This window comes from Rhizobacter sp. P5_A1, assembly GCF_056400745.1.
Genome location: NZ_JBFUKR010000001.1, coordinates 207,736 through 224,098, shown reverse-complemented (window position 1 = coordinate 224,098; position 16,363 = coordinate 207,736). Strand labels below are relative to the sequence as shown.

General features: G+C 69.8%; 13 protein-coding genes. 9 read left to right on the top strand and 4 right to left on the bottom strand.

Annotated features, from left to right (window positions below):
• The first annotated feature begins 2 nt into the window (after positions 1–2).
• Positions 3–1,457: an amidase gene (locus tag AC1DTW_RS01060; RefSeq protein WP_477978219.1), complete on the top strand. Its 1,455-nt coding sequence runs from the start codon at positions 3–5 to the stop codon at positions 1,455–1,457.
• Between the two features lie 142 nt (positions 1,458–1,599).
• Complete coding sequence (locus tag AC1DTW_RS01055) at positions 1,600–3,570, top strand: alpha/beta hydrolase family protein (protein WP_477978217.1); 1,971 nt, start codon at positions 1,600–1,602, stop codon at positions 3,568–3,570.
• A 15-nt stretch (positions 3,571–3,585) separates the two neighbouring features.
• Here AC1DTW_RS01055 and sugE read toward each other — a convergent pair whose 3' ends face one another.
• A complete protein-coding gene (gene sugE / locus AC1DTW_RS01050) occupies positions 3,586–3,900 on the bottom strand; it encodes a quaternary ammonium compound efflux SMR transporter SugE (protein WP_477978215.1) in 315 nt (104 codons plus the stop codon).
• Between the two features lie 41 nt (positions 3,901–3,941).
• Here sugE and AC1DTW_RS01045 point away from each other — a divergent pair, with 41 nt between their 5' ends.
• On the top strand, positions 3,942–4,757 hold the full coding sequence (locus AC1DTW_RS01045; protein WP_477978213.1) for a DUF72 domain-containing protein: 816 nt from the start codon (positions 3,942–3,944) through the stop codon (positions 4,755–4,757).
• The gene (locus AC1DTW_RS01040) at positions 4,757–6,427 is read left to right on the top strand and encodes an MBL fold metallo-hydrolase (RefSeq protein WP_477978211.1); all 1,671 of its coding nucleotides are present in this window, start codon (positions 4,757–4,759) and stop codon (positions 6,425–6,427) included. The genes AC1DTW_RS01045 and AC1DTW_RS01040 overlap by 1 nt, the downstream gene beginning before the upstream one ends.
• Before the next feature lie 44 nt (positions 6,428–6,471).
• Here AC1DTW_RS01040 and AC1DTW_RS01035 read toward each other — a convergent pair whose 3' ends face one another.
• A complete protein-coding gene (locus AC1DTW_RS01035) occupies positions 6,472–7,086 on the bottom strand; it encodes a histidine phosphatase family protein (protein WP_477978209.1) in 615 nt (204 codons plus the stop codon).
• A 95-nt stretch (positions 7,087–7,181) separates the two neighbouring features.
• Here AC1DTW_RS01035 and AC1DTW_RS01030 point away from each other — a divergent pair, with 95 nt between their 5' ends.
• Positions 7,182–7,484, top strand: a complete 303-nt coding sequence (locus AC1DTW_RS01030) for a 2Fe-2S iron-sulfur cluster-binding protein (RefSeq protein WP_477978207.1) — start codon at positions 7,182–7,184, stop codon at positions 7,482–7,484.
• A gap of 16 nt (positions 7,485–7,500) precedes the next feature.
• On the opposite strand, the gene icmF is transcribed toward AC1DTW_RS01030, so the two are convergent.
• Together icmF and AC1DTW_RS01020 are read right to left on the bottom strand one after the other, a co-directional pair.
• Positions 7,501–10,797, bottom strand: coding sequence for a fused isobutyryl-CoA mutase/GTPase IcmF (gene icmF / locus AC1DTW_RS01025; RefSeq protein WP_477978205.1), 3,297 nt, complete (start codon positions 10,795–10,797; stop codon positions 7,501–7,503).
• A 131-nt stretch (positions 10,798–10,928) separates the two neighbouring features.
• Positions 10,929–11,750, bottom strand: coding sequence for a PPK2 family polyphosphate kinase (locus tag AC1DTW_RS01020; RefSeq protein WP_477978507.1), 822 nt, complete (start codon positions 11,748–11,750; stop codon positions 10,929–10,931).
• Between the two features lie 127 nt (positions 11,751–11,877).
• Here AC1DTW_RS01020 and AC1DTW_RS01015 point away from each other — a divergent pair, with 127 nt between their 5' ends.
• The 4 genes from AC1DTW_RS01015 (at position 11,878) to AC1DTW_RS01000 (ending at position 16,360) form a co-directional block, all read left to right on the top strand.
• Positions 11,878–13,062, top strand: coding sequence for a beta-ketoacyl-ACP synthase (locus tag AC1DTW_RS01015; RefSeq protein WP_477978203.1), 1,185 nt, complete (start codon positions 11,878–11,880; stop codon positions 13,060–13,062).
• 1 nt (position 13,063) lies between these two features.
• Positions 13,064–13,885: a beta-ketoacyl synthase chain length factor gene (locus AC1DTW_RS01010; RefSeq protein WP_477978201.1), complete on the top strand. Its 822-nt coding sequence runs from the start codon at positions 13,064–13,066 to the stop codon at positions 13,883–13,885.
• Position 13,886: 1 nt separating this feature from the next.
• Entirely contained in the window at positions 13,887–15,494 is a 1,608-nt protein-coding gene (locus AC1DTW_RS01005; protein WP_477978199.1) for an NAD(P)/FAD-dependent oxidoreductase, read from the top strand.
• 188 nt (positions 15,495–15,682) lie between these two features.
• A complete protein-coding gene (locus AC1DTW_RS01000; RefSeq protein WP_477978197.1) occupies positions 15,683–16,360 on the top strand; it encodes a hypothetical protein in 678 nt (225 codons plus the stop codon).
• The last annotated feature ends 3 nt before the right edge of the window (positions 16,361–16,363 follow it).

The window sequence follows — 16,363 nt, the reverse complement described above, 5'->3', positions numbered from 1 at the left end:
CGATGCCGCAGCTCACCGACCTGTCCGCGACCGCGCTCTCGGCGGCGATCCACGCCAAGGTGGTCTCGTGCCGCGAGGTGATGCAGGCCTATCTCGCGCGCATCGCCGCGGTCAACGCGGCGCACAACGCGCTCGTCAGCCTGCGCGACGGCGACGCGCTGCTGCGCGAGGCCGAGGCCTGCGACGCCGAACTCGCGCGTGGCACGAGCCGCGGTTTCCTGCACGGCATGCCGCAGGCGATCAAGGACATCGCACCGACGGCCGGCCTGCGCAGCACGATGGGCTCGCCGCTGCTGCGTGACGTCATCCCGCGCGAAGACGGCCTGATGGTCCAGCGCATGAAGGCCGCCGGCTGCCTCGTGATCGGCAAGAGCAACACGCCCGAGTTCGGCCTGGGCTCGCACACCTTCAACGAGGTGTTCGGCGTCACGCGCAATGCCTTCGATGCGCGCAAGTCGGCCGGCGGCAGCAGCGGCGGCGCGGCCGTCGCGCTGGCGCTGCGCATGCTGCCGGTCGCCGACGGCAGCGACTTCATGGGCAGCCTGCGCAACCCCGCCGGCTGGAACAACGTGTTCGGGCTGCGGCCCAGCCAGGGCCGCGTGCCGCTGTTCCCGGCCGCCGACGTCTGGGTCACGCAGCTCGGCACCGAAGGGCCGATGGGTCGCACGGTCGAAGACGTCGCGCGCCTGCTCGATGTGCAGGCCGGTCCGGATGCGCGAGTGCCGCTGTCGCTGGCGGCGCATCCGTCTTTCGCAGCGGGCTTGAACGAGATCGACGGTGCCTCGGCGCGGGTGGGCTGGCTCGGCGACCTGGACGGCTACCTGGCGATGGAGCCCGGCGTTCTCGACGTGTGCGAGCAGGCGCTGAAACGACTCGAGGGCACCGGCTGTGCGATCGAGCCGACCGCGCTCGGTCACTCGCCCGAAGCCGTCTGGCAAGCCTGGCTGGTGTGGCGGCGCTGGCTCGTCGCCGGGCGCATCGCGCCGTTCCTGCTGGACCCCGCGAACCGCGCGCTGATCAAGCCCGAGGCGCTGTGGGAGCACGACCAGGCCGCCGGCCTGACCGGCGCGCAGACGCTGCAGGCGAGCGCGCAGCGCAGCGCGTTTTACCGGCACCTGCTGAGCCTGTTCGAACGCTTCGACGTGCTCGCGCTGCCGTGCGCGCAGGTCTGGCCTTTCGAAGCCGACCTGCGCTGGCCGACCCACATCGCCGGCCGCGAGATGGACACCTACCACCGCTGGATGGAGGTCGTGATCTACGCCAGCTTCGCCGGCCTGCCCTGCATCAGTGTGCCGGCCGGCTTCAGCGCGGCCGGCCTGCCGATGGGCCTCCAGCTGATCGGTCGGCCGCAGGGCGATGCGGCGCTGCTGCGGCTGGCGCAGGCCTATGAGCAGGCGGCGCAGGCGGTGCTGCGGGTCAGGCCGGCCGACCGCGTCGTCGAGGCGTCGCGTGCATGACAAACCCAGTGCTTTCGCGGGCCCCGCGCGGGCTTCGTGACAGCACAATCCAGGGCTGCTCATCGCACCGGAGGATTTCTTGCAACGCTCAGCAGCTGTGGACCGATGGACGCGCGCGCTTCGATCCGCGCTTGCCTTGCTGGTGGCCTGGAACCTCGGCGCCGCCGCCCTGCCGGCGGCCGCCCAATCGGTGCCGGTGGCCGACTTCTTCAAGCCCGACGCCTACGCGGACGTGCAGTTGTCGCCTTCCGGCAAGCGCCTCGCGGCCACGATTCCCGCCTCGACGGGGCGACGTTCGCTCGCGATCGTCGACATCGCCGATCCGAGCAAGAGCAAGGTCGTCGCCGCCTACTCGAACGCCGACATCGTGGGCGTGCAGTGGGTCAACGACGAGCGTCTCGTGTATCGGGTCTTCGATCAGCAGGAGGCGCGCGCCAATCAGCGCGACGGCGCGGGGCTGTTCGCGGTCGATGCCGACGGTAAGGACTCGCCGCGCGCACTGATCGCGCCGGTCTGGATGGGCGGCAACACGGGCTCGAACATCAGCAGCCGCACGCTGCAGCCGGATCATGGTCTGTATCAGATGTTGCATGACGGCAGCGACGACGTGCTGGTCGCGCGCTGGGTCTGGACGAACTCCGGGGAGCTGTCGCACATCAGCCTGCTCCGGGTGAACACCCGCAATGGCAGCACGCGGAACCTGTCGGCAGGAGCGCCGGAGCATGTGCTGGCATGGACCGTCGATCGGCTGGGCGAACCTCGCTTCGTCGTCACCGAGTCTGAAGGCAGGCAGGCGCTGCACTGGAAGGCCAATGCGTCCGCGTCGTGGGTCAGGATCCAGGAGGCCTCGAGTGTCGAAGGGGTCATCTCGCCCGTCTACGTCGAGTCGGAGAGCCGTGTCTACGCGGTGGCGCGCGTCGCGCCCAACAGGGACGTGACCTCGCTGGTCGCGATGAATCCCGGAGCGGCCGCCGCAGGGAAGGTGTCGGCCGAGCCGCTGTTGACTGCCCCCGGATTCGACTTTCGCGGCGGTGTCGTGCGCAATCGGTCAGGCGCGGTGCTGGGTGTCAACTACCTGACCGAGGCGCACGCAACGCACTGGTTCGATCCGGCGATGCAGAAGATCCAGCAGACGGTCGACACGCTGCTGCCGGCGTCGAACAACCTGCTCGATTGCGGCGATTGCGAGAACGTCGAGAACGTGCTCGTGACGTCGTCGTCCGACCGCTCGCCGCGGGTGTACCGGATCTACGGCGTCGGCAAGGGGACGCTCGAGCCGATGGTCGCGGCGCGCCCCTGGGTCAAGCCGCAGGACATGGCGATGACCGACATGGTCCGCATCCATGCGCGCGACGGCCTGTCGATCCCGGTCTATGTGACCCGTCCAAAGGGACAGAAGGCCGCCGGCCCGGCGGTGGTCCTCGTGCATGGCGGGCCGTGGCTGCGCGGGGTCGAGTGGGAATGGCGCGACGAGGCGCAATTCCTCGCGTCACGCGGCTACGTCGTCATCGAACCCGAGTTCCGCGGCAGCACCGGGTACGGCGCCAAGCTGTATCGGGCCGGCTGGAAACAGTGGGGCCTGGCGATGCAGGACGACGTCGCGGACGCGGCGCTGTGGGCCGTCAAGCAGGGCTACGCCGACAAGGACCGCATCTGCATCGCCGGCGCAAGCTATGGCGGCTATGCGACGCTGATGGGGCTGATCCGCAACCCCGAGCTGTTTCGTTGCGGCGTCGAGTGGGCGGGCGTCACCGACATCGACCTGATGTACTCGATCCACTGGAGCGACCTCGACAGCGAGTACAAGCGCTATGGCATGCCGATCCTGATCGGCGATCGCGAGAAGGATGCCGCTCAACTCGCGGCCACCTCGCCGATCAAGCTCGCTTCCAGGATCACGCAGCCACTGTTCATGGCTTACGGGGGCGTCGATCAGCGGGTACCGATCGACCACGGCACGCAGTTGCGCGATGCGATAGGCCGGGCCAACCCGAAAGTCGAATGGAAGGTCTACGCCGACGAAGGGCACGGCTGGATGCTGCCCGCGAACCAGATCGACTTCTGGAAGCGCGTCGAAACCTTCCTCGACAAGAACCTGAAGGGCGCCCCTTGAATGCCGCCCAGGCTCCTACGCTGACAGCTTGAGCCCGAGTATCCCCAGCACGATCAGGCTCAGGCACACCAGCCGCATCGGCGCCGCCGAGTCGCCCATCAGCACGATGCCGAGGATCACGGTGCCGACGGTGCCGATGCCGGTCCAGACCGCGTACGCGGTGCCGACCGGCAGCTGCTTCATCGCGAGGCCGAGCAGCACGATGCTGGCGATCATCGCGCCAACGGTCAACGCGCTCGGCACGAGCTTGCTGAAGCCGTCGGTGTACTTCAGGCCGATGGCCCACGCGATCTCGAAAAGCCCGGCGAGGAAGAGCAGTGTCCACGGCATGCTCTAGAGTCTAGGGCCTGTCCACGCCAGGAGAAATTTTGATGAGCGAAGCGACGACGAACACGGCCCCGCGGATCCGCGTCGGGGTCGGCGGCTGGACCTTCGAACCCTGGCGCGACAACTTCTTCCCCGCCGGCTGGCCGCACGCCCGCGAGCTCGAATACGCGAGCCGCAAGCTCAGCGCGATCGAGGTCAACGGCACCTACTACAGCTCGCAGAAGCCGGCGACCTTCGCGAAGTGGCGTGACGAGACGCCCGACGACTTCGTGTTCTCGCTGAAGGCCTCGCGCTTCGCGACGAACCGCCGCGTGCTCGCCGAGGCCGGCGAATCGATCCAGCGCTTCGTGAATCAGGGCATTGCCGAGCTGCGCGAGAAGCTCGGACCGATCGTCTGGCAGTTCGCGCCGACCAAGCGCTTCGAGTCCGATGACTTCGAGGCCTTTCTGAAGTTGCTGCCGGCCGAGATCGCCGGCTTGCCGCTGCGTCATGCGCTCGATGTGCGGCACGAGAGCTTCAAGTCGCCGCAGTACCTCGCGCTCGCACGCCGCTACCGGGCCGCCACGGTGTTCACCGACTCCGACGACTACCCCTCGTTCGCCGACCTGAGCGGCGATTTCGTCTACGCGCGCCTGATGCGCACCGAGGCCGCGCAGCCCGAGGGCTGCGCGGCGGAGGTCTTTGCGCCGCTCGCCGCTTGCGCGAGGGCCTGGCGTGACGGCGGCGAGCCTGACGGACTGCCGCGCGTCGAAGCCGCGCAGCCCGCCGGGCCGCCGCGCGACGTGTTCCTGTACTTCATCAGCGGTGCCAAGGAGAAGGCGCCGGCGGCGGCGATGGCGCTGATCCGGGAGCTGGCGTGATGCCCTCGTCGGGCACGCCGCCGCGCGCCGCGGCCACCATCGTCGTCGTGCGCGATGGCCCGAGCGGCATCGAGGTGCTGCTGTCGCGCCGCGCCGAGCGCGGCGACCACAACAGCGGCGCCTGGGTCTTCCCGGGCGGCATCGTCGACCCGGGCGATCGGCGCTCGCACGGCTGCTGCGCCGGCGTCGACGATGCCGCGGCGAGCGCGCGGCTGGGCCTGCCGGCCAACGGCCTCGACTACTACGTCGCCGCGGTGCGCGAATGCTTCGAGGAATCGGGCCTGCTGTTCGCAACCGATCGCTCCGGCGAGCTCGTGCGCCTCGACGACGCGCCAGGCGCGCGCCTCGGCGCATGGCGTGGCCTGCTGCATCGCAACGAACGCACGCTGGGCGAGATGTGCCGTGAGTTCGGCCTGACGCTCGCGCTCGATCGCCTCGAATACCTGAGCCACTGGCTGACGCCGCTGGCGCGGCCGAAGCGCTTCGACACGCGCTTCTTCATCGCCGCCGCGCCACGCGCGCAGATCGCCGCGTTCGACGGCACCGAGATGGTCGAGCAGCTCTGGTTGCGCCCCGCCGAGGCGCTCGCGCGTGCCGACGAACTGAAGCTGATGACGCCGACGCAGAAGACGCTCGAACTGGTGGGCCGCTACGAGCGCGTCGATGCGCTGCTCGCGTGGGCGCGTGCGCCGCGCGAGGTTGCGCTGATCATGCCGCGCGTCGGCCGCGGCCGGCAGGGCACGCGGCCGGTGTTGCCCGACGAGCCGGCGTTCGCCGAGCTCGGCCGGATCGATCCCGAAGGCCATGGCAGCGGTTGCTACGACATCCAGGTCGGAACGCCGGTGCGGTTGTCGCCGCGGCTGATCCGCGTCACCGCGGACAACGGCAGCCTGATGACCGGGCCGGGCACGAACACCTACCTGCTCGGCGGCGGCGCGCGCAACGAATGGGCGGTGATCGATCCGGGGCCGCTGCATGCGGCGCACGTCGATGCGATCGTCGCGGCGGCGCCGGGGCCGATCCGCTGGATCTTCGCGACCCACACCCACAACGACCACTCGCCGGCCTGCGTGCCGCTGCAGGAGCGCACCGGCGCGGTCGTGCATGGCCGCGTGGCCGATCACGCCGAATGGCAGGACGCGAGCTTCGCGCCCGACGTGACGCTGCAAGGGGGCGAGCGCTTCGAGCTGCCCGGCCCGGACGGCGAACGCACGACGCTGCGGGCGATCCGCACCCCCGGCCATGCGTCGAACCACATCTGCTACCTGCTCGAAGAAGAGAAGCTGCTGTTCACCGGCGACCACGTGATGCAGTTGTCGACCGTCGTGATCAACCCGCCGGACGGCGACATGGCCGCCTACCTCGCTTCGCTGCGCGCCCTCGCCGGGCTCGATCTCGAATGGCTCGCGCCCGGCCACGGTTTCCTGATGGCGCAGCCGAAGCGCGCGATCGAGGCCATCGTCGCGCACCGGCTGAAGCGCGAGGCCAAGGTCGTCGCTGCGCTGCGCGCGCTCGGCCCCGTCGATGCCGACGCGCTGCTCGCGCGCGTCTACGACGACGTGAAGCCGCAGCTGCTCGCGATGGCGCTGCGCTCGCTGCGTGCGCACCTGTTCAAGCTGCGCGACGAAGGCACGGCGGCCGAGCACGAGGGGCAGTGGACTCTGCGATAAGGGCTTCACTCCCGCTCCCTTCGGGAGCGGCCGGGCTGAGGCTCCTACCCGCCCGACAGCGCCTGCGCATCGTCGGGCACGATGTCGTCCAGATGGCGCGTGCAGTTCAGCAGGCTCACCGGGTGCGGCGGCAGCGCGTCGACGATGCTCAGGCTGGTGTTGCCCAGGTGCGTCGGCGGGCGCATGCCGTCGGCCAGGCGCACATGTGCGGCCAGCAGCACGCGCAGCACGAGCCCGTGCGTCACGACCGCGACCGGGCCGCCGAGCTCGGCACGCCGTCGCACCAGGTGCGCGAAGGCGGTCGCGACGCGCTGCTCGAACGCGGCCGCCGATTCGCCGTTCGGCGGCGCGCCATCGAAGCCCAGCGGGTCGATCGCGAAGCCGTCGTAAGGCTGGCCGCGCCAGTCGCCGAAATTGCGCTCCTGCAGCAGCGGCGTGATCTCGATCGCGGCGCCGGTGGCCGCGGCGATCGCCTGCGCGCTGCGCAACGCGCGCGGCAGGTCGCTGCTGACGATCGCGCGCAGGCCCATCGCCCCGAGCCTGCGCGCCAGCGCCTCGGCCTGCGCGACGCCGCGCTCGCTCAGTGGTGTGTCCGCCGGTTGCAGCACGCGCGCAACGTTCAGCGCGGTCTCGCCGTGGCGGATCAACAGGAGGCTCATCAGGCGGCAGCCTTCGCGAGGTATCGTTCGATCAGGGACAGTGTCATCGGCACGCGTCGCAGAGGTGGTTGTCAATGATAGGAGCTGCGGGCGCCATGCCGGATCGATTCAGTATCGTCCTCGAGCCATCGGGGCATCGCTTCCAGGCGCCGGCCGGCGCGCCGATCCTGCGGTCGGCGCGCGACGCCGGCCTGATGCTGCCGAGCTCGTGTCGCAATGGAACCTGCCGCGCGTGCATCTGCCGGCTGGTCAGCGGGCGCGTGCGCTACGCGATCGAGTGGCCTGGCCTGAGCGCCGAGGAAAAAACCGAAGGCTTCATCCTGCCGTGCGTGGCGATCCCGGCGTCGGCGCTGGTGCTCGACGCGGTCAAGGTCACCGATCTGCGTTCGACCCTGTGAGCCGACGCGCGCTGCGCTACATGCTGCGCCGGTACTGCCCGCCGACCTCGAACAGCGCGTTCGTGATCTGCCCGAGCGAGCAGCATCGCACCGCGTCCATCAGCACCTCGAAGACATTGGCGTTCGCGATCACCGCGTCCTGCAGGCGCTTCAGCATCGCCGGGGCCTCCTTCGCGTGGCGTGCCTGGAAGTCGGCCAGCCGCTTCAGCTGACTTTGCTTCTCGTTGTCGGTCGAGCGCGCGAGCTCGAGCGTGTCGACGACCGGATCGCCGTGCGGGTTGCGGAAGGTGTTGACGCCGACGATCGGGTACTCGCCGGTGTGCTTCAGCATCTCGTAGTGCATGCTCTCTTCCTGGATCTTGCCGCGCTGGTAGCCGGTCTCCATCGCACCGAGCACGCCGCCGCGTTCGGCGATCTTCTCGAACTCCTGCAGCACCATCTCCTCGACCAGCTCGGTCAGCTCGTCGATGATGAACGCGCCCTGGTTCGGGTTCTCGTTCTTCGCCAGCCCCCACTCGCGGTTGATGATCAGCTGGATCGCCATCGCGCGGCGCACCGAGTCTTCCGTCGGTGTCGTGATCGCCTCGTCGAACGCGTTGGTGTGCAGCGAGTTGCAGTTGTCGTAGATCGCGATCAGCGCCTGCAGGGTCGTGCGGATGTCGTTGAACTGGATCTCCTGCGCGTGCAGCGAGCGGCCGCTGGTCTGCACGTGGTACTTCAGCTTCTGGCTGCGCTCGTTGGCGCCGTAGCGCTCGCGCATCGCGACCGCCCAGATGCGCCGCGCGACGCGCCCGAGCACCGTGTATTCCGGGTCCATGCCGTTGCTGAAGAAGAAGGAGAGGTTCGGCGCGAAGTCGTCGATGTGCATGCCGCGCGCGAGATACGCCTCGACGAACGTGAAGCCGTTCGACAGCGTGAACGCGAGCTGGCTGATCGGGTTCGCGCCGGCCTCGGCGATGTGATAGCCGCTGATGCTGACCGAGTAGAAGTTGCGCACCTTGTGGTGCACGAAGTACTCGGCGATGTCGCCCATCACCTTCAGCGAGAACTCGGTCGAGAAGATGCAGGTGTTCTGGCCCTGGTCTTCCTTCAGGATGTCGGCCTGCACGGTGCCGCGCACGTTCTCCTTGACCCACGCGCCGATCTTCGCGGCTTCCTCAGACGTAGGCGCGCGGCCGTTGTCGGCGCGGAACTTGTCGAGGTTCTGGTCGATCGCGGTGTTCATGAACATCGCCAGGATCGTCGGCGCCGGGCCGTTGATCGTCATGCTGACGCTCGTCGCCGGGTTCGTCAGGTCGAAGCCCGAATACAGCACCTTCATGTCGTCGAGCGTCGCGATGCTGACGCCCGAGTTGCCGACCTTGCCATAGATGTCGGGGCGCTCGGCCGGGTCGTTGCCGTACAGCGTGACCGAGTCAAACGCGGTGCTCAGGCGCTTTGCCGCCATCCCCGCGCTCAGCAGCTTGAAGCGCGTGTTGGTGCGGAACGCGTCGCCTTCGCCGGCGAACATGCGCGTCGGGTCTTCGCCCTCGCGCTTGAACGCGAAGCTGCCGGCGGTGTACGGGAACGAGCCGGGCACGTTGTCGAGCATCAGCCACTTCAGGATCTCGCCGTGGTCTTCATAGGTCGGCAGCGCGACCTTGCGGATCTTGTTGCCGCTGAGCGTCGTGTAGGTCAGCGCGGTGCGCAGTTCCTGGCCGCGGATCTTCACGACGTATTCGTCGCCGGCGTAGGCGCGCTGCATGTCGGGCCACATGCCGAGCAGCTTGGCTGCGGCCGGGCTCTGGCGCGCCTCGCGCTCCTCGGCGAGGTTGCGCACGGCCTCGGCGGCGCGCGAGCGATCCGGCTTGTCGACCACCAGCATCGCAGCCGACGCACGCAGCTGCTGGATCTCGCGCGCCAGCGCCGCCTGCGCGCGCGCATGCGCCTTGTAGCCGCGCACGGTGTCGGCGATGTCGGCGAGGTAGCGCACGCGCGCGGCCGGCACGATCGGCACCTGGTGCGTGCTGTGGCGTGTCGCGGCTTTCGGCAGCATGCCGTCGCACACGCGCATGCCGAGCTGAGCGAGCCGCGGCAGCAGCGCCTGGTACAGCGCGGTCACGCCGTCGTCGTTGAAGCGGCTGGCCATCGTGCCGAACACCGGCATCTCGTCGGGCCGGCTCTTCCACGCCTCCTGGTTGCGCTGCACCTGTTTTGCGACATCGCGCAGCGCATCGGCCGCGCCCTTGCGGTCGAACTTGTTGATCGCGACGAACTCGGCGAAGTCGAGCATGTCGATCTTCTCGAGCTGGCTCGCGGCACCGAACTCGGGCGTCATCACGTACATCGGCACGTCGACGAGCGGCACGATCGCCGCGTCGCCCTGGCCGATGCCAGAGGTCTCGACGATGATCAGGTCGAAGCCGGCCGATGCCTTCACCGCGGCGAGCACGTCGGGCAGGGCCTGGCTGATCTCGCTGCCGAAGTCGCGTGTCGCGAGGCTGCGCATGAAGACCTTTTGCTCGCCGCGCCACGGCTGGATCGCGTTCATCCGGATGCGGTCGCCGAGCAGCGCGCCGCCGCTCTTGCGGCGCGACGGATCGATGCTGATGACCGCCACCCGCAGCGCGTCGCCCTGATCGAGACGCAGCCGGCGGATCAGCTCGTCGGTCAGGCTCGATTTGCCGGCGCCGCCGGTGCCGGTGATGCCGAGCACCGGCGTCTTCGCGCTCGCGGCCTCGGCGTGCAGCGCGCTCTTCAGCGCATCGTTCGCCTGGCCGTTCTCGAGCGCGGTGATCAGCTGCGCCAGTGCACGCCAGTGCGGCTCGGTCCTGCCCTGGATCGCGGACACGGTCTTCGGCGCGTGCACCGACAGATCGATATCGCAGCGCATCACCATCTCGCCGATCATCCCGGCCAGCCCCATGCGCTGGCCGTCCTCGGGGCTGTAGATGCGCGTCACGCCGTAACCCTGCAGCTCCGCGATCTCGCTGCCGACGATCACGCCGCCGCCGCCGCCGAAGACCTGGATGTGCGCGCCGCCGCGGCTCTTCAGCAGGTCGACCATGTACTTGAAGTACTCGACGTGGCCGCCCTGGTACGAGCTGATCGCGATGCCCTGTACGTCTTCCTGCAAGGCCGCGGTCACGACCTCGTCGACCGAGCGGTTGTGCCCGAGGTGGATCACCTCGGCGCCCATGCCCTGCAGGATGCGCCGCATGATGTTGATCGCCGCGTCGTGGCCGTCGAACAGCGACGCCGCGGTGACGAAGCGCACCTTGTGCGTCGGGCGGTAGTTCGCGAGGGCCTTGAATTCGGCGGACAGGTCGGTCATGACAGCCCCCCGAGCGCCGGGTACGTCGCTCGACCCCCCGAGGGGGTGCGGGCCGGCTTGGGAGCGGCCCGGCGCTCGACCCGCAATGCGTTGATGGAAGGTTGTCTCATGTTTGTCTCCTCGCAAGGTCTTCAGACGACGGTGATGTTCTTCAGCGCCGGGTCGGTCGGCGGGTAGCGCAGCGCAAGGGCGGTCAGCACCTGCTTCATCGCGGTCGCGATCATCAGGTTGCGGTGCGTCTTCGAGTCGGCCGGCACGATCGTCCATGGCGCCCACTTCGTTCCGGTCGCGGCGATCGCCGCACTGTAGGCCTTCTGGTAGGCGTTCCACTGCTTGCGCACCTCCAGATCGCCGGGCGCGAACTTCCAGTTCTTGGCCGGGTCGTCGAGCCGTTCCTGCAGCCGCAGGCGCTGCTCTTCCTTCGAGATGTGCAGCAGGAACTTGACGATCACGGTGCCGTTCTCGCACAGCATGCGCTCGAAGTCATTGATCTGCGCGTAGCGCTGCCGCGTCTGCGCGGGCGTGATCCAGCCGCTGACCGGCGGCACCAGCACGTCTTCGTAGTGGCTGCGGTTGAAGATCGTCACCTCGCCGTTGGCGGGCACCTGGGCGTGAATGCGCCAGAGGTAGTCGCGGGCGCGCTCGGGCTCGGTGGGCGCCTTCCAGGCGACCGTGTGCACGCCGAGCGCGCTCATCTGGCCGAACACGCCGCGGATCGTGCCGTCCTTGCCGGCGGTGTCGGTGCCCTGCAGCACGACCAGCAGGCGGAATCGACGGTCGGCATAGAACAGGTTCTGCAGCTCGTCGAGCTCGGTCGCGAGCGCGATGGCCGCGAGCTTGTCGCTTGCCTTGTCGCCGCTGCCGAACGGCTTCGCGGCCGGATCGAAGCGTTTCAGGTCGAAGCGGCCAGCCGCGCCCTTGGCGAGCGCGGCGCTGAACTGGTAGTCCGCCAGGGAGGGTGTTTGTTTCGCCACGCGGGCTCCGGAGGTCGTTCAATTGACGTATACGTCAAGTGCGAGTGTGGGAGTGTATCGCCCTGCGCTTCCGATAGACTTTTGCGGCCATTGCGCTTCGACTGCCATGCCACCGACCCTGAAACCGATTCAGGTCAGCGCCTACACCGCGACCTCGGCCGTCGGCGCGGGCAAAGCGGAGATGCTCGCGGCGGTCGGCGCGCAGCGCAGCGGGCTGCGCCGCAACGACTTCGGGCCCGCGCCACTGCCGACCTGGATCGGCCGCGTCGACGGGCTCGATGCAGCGCTGCCGGGCCGGTTCGCGCGCTGGGATTGCCGCAACCACCGGCTCGCGTGGCTGGGTCTGAACGCCGATGGCTTTCTCGATGCGGTCGCGGCGGCGCGAGAGCGCTTCGGCCCAGCGCGTGTCGGCCTCGTCGTCGGCACCTCGACCTCCAGCATCGGCGCGACCGAAGACGCTTACCGCGTGCTCGATGCGCAGGGCCGGTTCCCGGCCGCGCTGCGCAACCCGACGCTGCACACCCCGCACTCGCTCGCGAACTTCGTGCAGCAGGCGCTGCGCCTCGAAGGCCCGTGCCTGACGATCTCGACCGCGTGCTCGTCGAGCGCGAAGGCGTTCGCGGCCGCCGAACGGATGCTGCGGCTGGCGCTGATCGATGCCGCGGTCGTCGGCGGCGTCGACAGCCTGTGCGACAGCGTGCTGTTCGGCTTCAACGCCCTGCAGCTGGTCTCGCCCGAGCCGTGCCAGCCCTTCGATGCGGCACGGCGCGGCATCAACCTCGGCGAGGCGGCGGGCTTCGCGCTGCTGCAGCGCGGGCCGGGGCCGCTGCAGCTGATCGGCCACGGCGAGGCCAGCGATGCACACCACATGTCGGCGCCGCACCCCGGGGGCCTGGGCGCCGAGCACGCGCTCGACGATGCGCTCGCGCGGGCCGGGATCGAAGCCGAGGCCGTCGATCACATCAACCTGCACGGCACCGCGAGTCAGCAGAACGACGCGGTCGAGGCGGCCCTGGTCGCGCGCCGCCTCGGTCCGCGCACGCATGCGAGTTCGACAAAGGGCTTCACCGGCCACACGCTGGGTGCGGCCGGCATCGTCGAGGCCGCCTTCAGCCTGCTCGCGATCGAGACCGGGCTCATGCCGGGCACCGTGAACAGCGAGCGGCTCGATCCGGCATGCGGTCCGCAGATCCGGCTGCGACCGGCGCGCGGCGACGTGCGTGTCGCGCTCAGTCACTCCTTCGGCTTCGGCGGCACGAACTGCGTGCTGGCGTTCGCGCGAGGCGCGTGAGATGAGTGCCTTGCCGAGCGTGTTCATCGAGGGCGCCGCCCTGTGGGCGCCGACGCTGCCGGGCTGGGAGATCGCGCGCGCCGCATTCCGTGACGAAGGCGCCGGCGTCGATCCGCCGGTGCGCCGGCCCGCGCCGGAACTTCTGCCGCTGGCCGAGCGCCGCCGTGCGCCCGACACGGTCGCGCTGGCGCTCGAGGTCGCGACGCACGCGGTCGCGCAATCCGGCCGGCGCGCCGACACGCTGCTCAGCGTGTTCACGTCGGCGCATGGCGATCTGGCGGTGATCGACGCGGTCTGCAGCACGCTGGCCAGCGCGCCGGCGCTGCTCTCGCCGACGAAGTTCCACAACTCGGTGCACAACGCCGCGTCGGGCTACTGGGGCATCGCGACCGGTTGCCATCACGCGAGCACCGCCGTCAGCGGGTTCGACCGCAGCTTCGCGGCCGGGCTGCTCGAGGCGCTGACGCAGTGCGTCGTCGACGAGCGGCCGGTGCTGCTGGTCGGCTGCGATGTCGCGGCCGTCGGCGCGCTCGCGTCGACCAACGACAGCCGCGGCCTGCTCGCGGTCGCGCTGGTCATCGCGCCGCGGCGCAGCGCGCACGCGCTGGCCGCGCTCGAGGGGTCGCTCGCGAGCGGGTCGAGTGCGCCGATCGCGTTGCGCTCGCGCGCGGCGCAGGCGCTCGCGGGCAATGCGATGTGCGATGCGCTGCCGCTGTTCGAGGCGCTCGCGCAGGGCGACACGGCGGCGCTGGCGCTGCCGCTGTCGGCGCGGCTGGCGCTGCGCGTGCGGCTGCACGATGTGGCCTGTCGGCATACTGCGTGACATGAGTCTGGCGCCTCCTTCGCACGACGTCGTCATCATGGGCGGCGGCCTCGCCGGCCTGACGCTCGCGCTGCAGCTGAAGCAGCGCTTTGCCGACCTCGATGTGCTGGTGATCGAGCGCCGCCGCCACCCGGTGCCCGAGGCCGCGCACAAGGTCGGCGAGTCGTCGGTCGAGATCGGCGCGCACTACTTCAGCCAGGTGCTCGGGCTGAAGGATCACCTCGACCAGGCGCAGCTGCGCAAGTTCGGCTTCCGCTTCTTCTTCTCGGAAGGGCGACGCGACATCGACCAGGTCACCGAGATCGGCGCGAGCCGCTACCTGTCGGTTCCGAGCTACCAGATCGACCGCGGCATCTTCGAGAACTTCCTCGGTGCAGAGGCGCAGCGGCGCGGCATCCGCTTCGTCGACGGTGCGATCGTGCGCACCATCGAGCTCGCGCCGGACGACGCTGCCCCGCATCGGCTGAGCTTCGATGCGGCCGGTGCGACGCAGCACGCCGCGGCGCGCTGGCTCGTCGACGCCTGCGGCCGCGCCGGGCTGCTCAAGCGCAAGCTCGGCCTCGCGCAACCGAACGCGCACGAGGCCAACGCGGTCTGGTTCCGCATCAAGGACCGCATCGACATCGACCGCTGGTCCGACAACCTCGCGTGGCGCGCGCGCTGCGACCCGCAGGCCCGCTGGCTCTCGACGAACCACCTGGTCGGCGCCGGCTACTGGGTCTGGCTGATCCCGCTCGCGTCGGGTTCGCATTCGGTGGGCATCGTCGCCGACCCGCGCCTGCACCCGCTCGAGACGATGAACAGTTTCGACAAGGCGATGCGCTGGCTCGAGCGCTACCAGCCGCGCTTGTTCGACGCGCTCGACGACAAGCGCGGACGGCTGCAGGACTTCGCGTTCTTGCGCGATTTCTCGTACGGCTGCAGCCGCGTGTTCTCGGCGCAGCGCTGGGCGCTGACCGGCGAGGCCGGGCTGTTCCTCGATCCGTTCTACTCGCCTGGCAGCGACTTCATCGGCATCGCCAACACCTACATCACCGAGCTGATCGCGCGTGACCGCGCGGGCCGCGCACTCGGCGCCCATGCCCGGGTCTACGACCAGATCTACCACTCGTTCTACGAGAGCACGCTGGCGCTGTACACCGACCAGTACGCGCTGTTCGGCGACCCCGAGGTGCTGCCGGTCAAGGTGATCTGGGACTACACCTACTACTGGGGCGTGCTGGCGCAGTTCTTCTTCCAGCGCCGGCTGACCGACCTCGCGGCGCTCGGCAGCCTGCGCGACGAGCTTGCGCAGTGTCAGGCCCTGAACCTCGCGGTGCAGGCCTTCCTGCGCGCGTGGTCGGCGCTCAGCGCGAAGCGCAACCCGGCGGTGATGCTCGACCATGCCGCGCTGCCGTGGTTCGCCGAACTGAACCGCGGCCTGAACGACACGCTCGACGACGCGCAGTTCCGCGCGCGCGTGCGGGCCTCGGCCGCGCAGCTGCGCGTGCTCGCGACCGAGATGCTCGAACGCGCCTGCGCCGAGCACCCGGCGCTGGATGGCAACGCGCTGCGCGCACGGCTCGGGCCGGCGCAGGCGTCATCCGCGCTGCTGGCCGCGTTCGCCTGAGCGACCGACTGCGGCGAACGCCGGGGCGGGCCTCCGCGCTTCGTGACATTGCACCGCCCGCGCTGGCACCCCCGAGCTCGCCGCGCCCTCCGTTTGGCGGCACAATCGCGGCCGTTGGGATGCTGCGGATACCCCGGGTCAGAAGGGCGCTGAACGCCCCGGCCGGGTCGCAGAAACAGGAGACGCTCGTGGTCGCAGGCACGATTCCGATCAAGACCCCGGAAGGGCAGGCCGAACTGAGCACGCGCCAACGCCGCGTGAGCCAGCGCCACCGCACCGTGCTGTTTCTGGTCGATGGCCGGCGCAGCGCGACCGAGGTGCGCAGCATGGCGCTGCAGGCCGGCGTGCCCGAGAGCTGCTTCGGCGAGCTGCTCGAGATGGGGCTGATCATGCTGCCGGAGCCGACCTTCGCGGTGCTGATCGACGCGCCGGTGGCGCCGGCCGATGTGCTGCACGTCGACCTGCCGTTGTCGGGCTTCGATGGCGGCGCCGTCGCGGCCGATTCGCTGCTGCCGCCATCGCGCTCGCTGTACCCGACGCTGTCGGGCGATTCGATGCTGGGCGGGCCCTCGACGGCCAACTTGTGGCAGCCATCTGACGCGGGCGCGCTCGGGGCGATCGATCCAGTGGTCGCCGAGGCGCGCCTGATCCTGCTGCGCGCGGTGCGCGCCGAGGCGCCGCTGGCCGGTTCGCTGACCCTGATGCGCTTGCGCCGCGCACGCACGCGCGCCGAACTCGCTGGCCTGCTCGACGAGGTCGAGGCCCGCATCACGAAGCCGCACCGCGCGCTGGCCGCGAGCCAGACGATGCGTCGCGTGCGCCAGCTGCTCAGCAGCCGCGTCGACTCGTCGCTCGCGCCGGCCTGATCG

Coding starts and splice junctions, on each gene's coding strand:
- AC1DTW_RS01015 (WP_477978203.1), top strand. CDS start 11,878: ATGCCACCGACCCTGAAACCGATTCAGGTCAGCGCCTACACCGCGACC.
- AC1DTW_RS01005 (WP_477978199.1), top strand. CDS start 13,887: ATGAGTCTGGCGCCTCCTTCGCACGACGTCGTCATCATGGGCGGCGGC.
- AC1DTW_RS01030 (WP_477978207.1), top strand. CDS start 7,182: ATGCCGGATCGATTCAGTATCGTCCTCGAGCCATCGGGGCATCGCTTC.
- AC1DTW_RS01035 (WP_477978209.1), bottom strand. CDS start 7,086: ATGAGCCTCCTGTTGATCCGCCACGGCGAGACCGCGCTGAACGTTGCG.
- AC1DTW_RS01045 (WP_477978213.1), top strand. CDS start 3,942: ATGAGCGAAGCGACGACGAACACGGCCCCGCGGATCCGCGTCGGGGTC.
- AC1DTW_RS01010 (WP_477978201.1), top strand. CDS start 13,064: ATGAGTGCCTTGCCGAGCGTGTTCATCGAGGGCGCCGCCCTGTGGGCG.
- sugE (WP_477978215.1), bottom strand. CDS start 3,900: ATGCCGTGGACACTGCTCTTCCTCGCCGGGCTTTTCGAGATCGCGTGG.
- AC1DTW_RS01040 (WP_477978211.1), top strand. CDS start 4,757: ATGCCCTCGTCGGGCACGCCGCCGCGCGCCGCGGCCACCATCGTCGTC.
- AC1DTW_RS01060 (WP_477978219.1), top strand. CDS start 3: ATGCCGCAGCTCACCGACCTGTCCGCGACCGCGCTCTCGGCGGCGATC.
- icmF (WP_477978205.1), bottom strand. CDS start 10,797: ATGACCGACCTGTCCGCCGAATTCAAGGCCCTCGCGAACTACCGCCCG.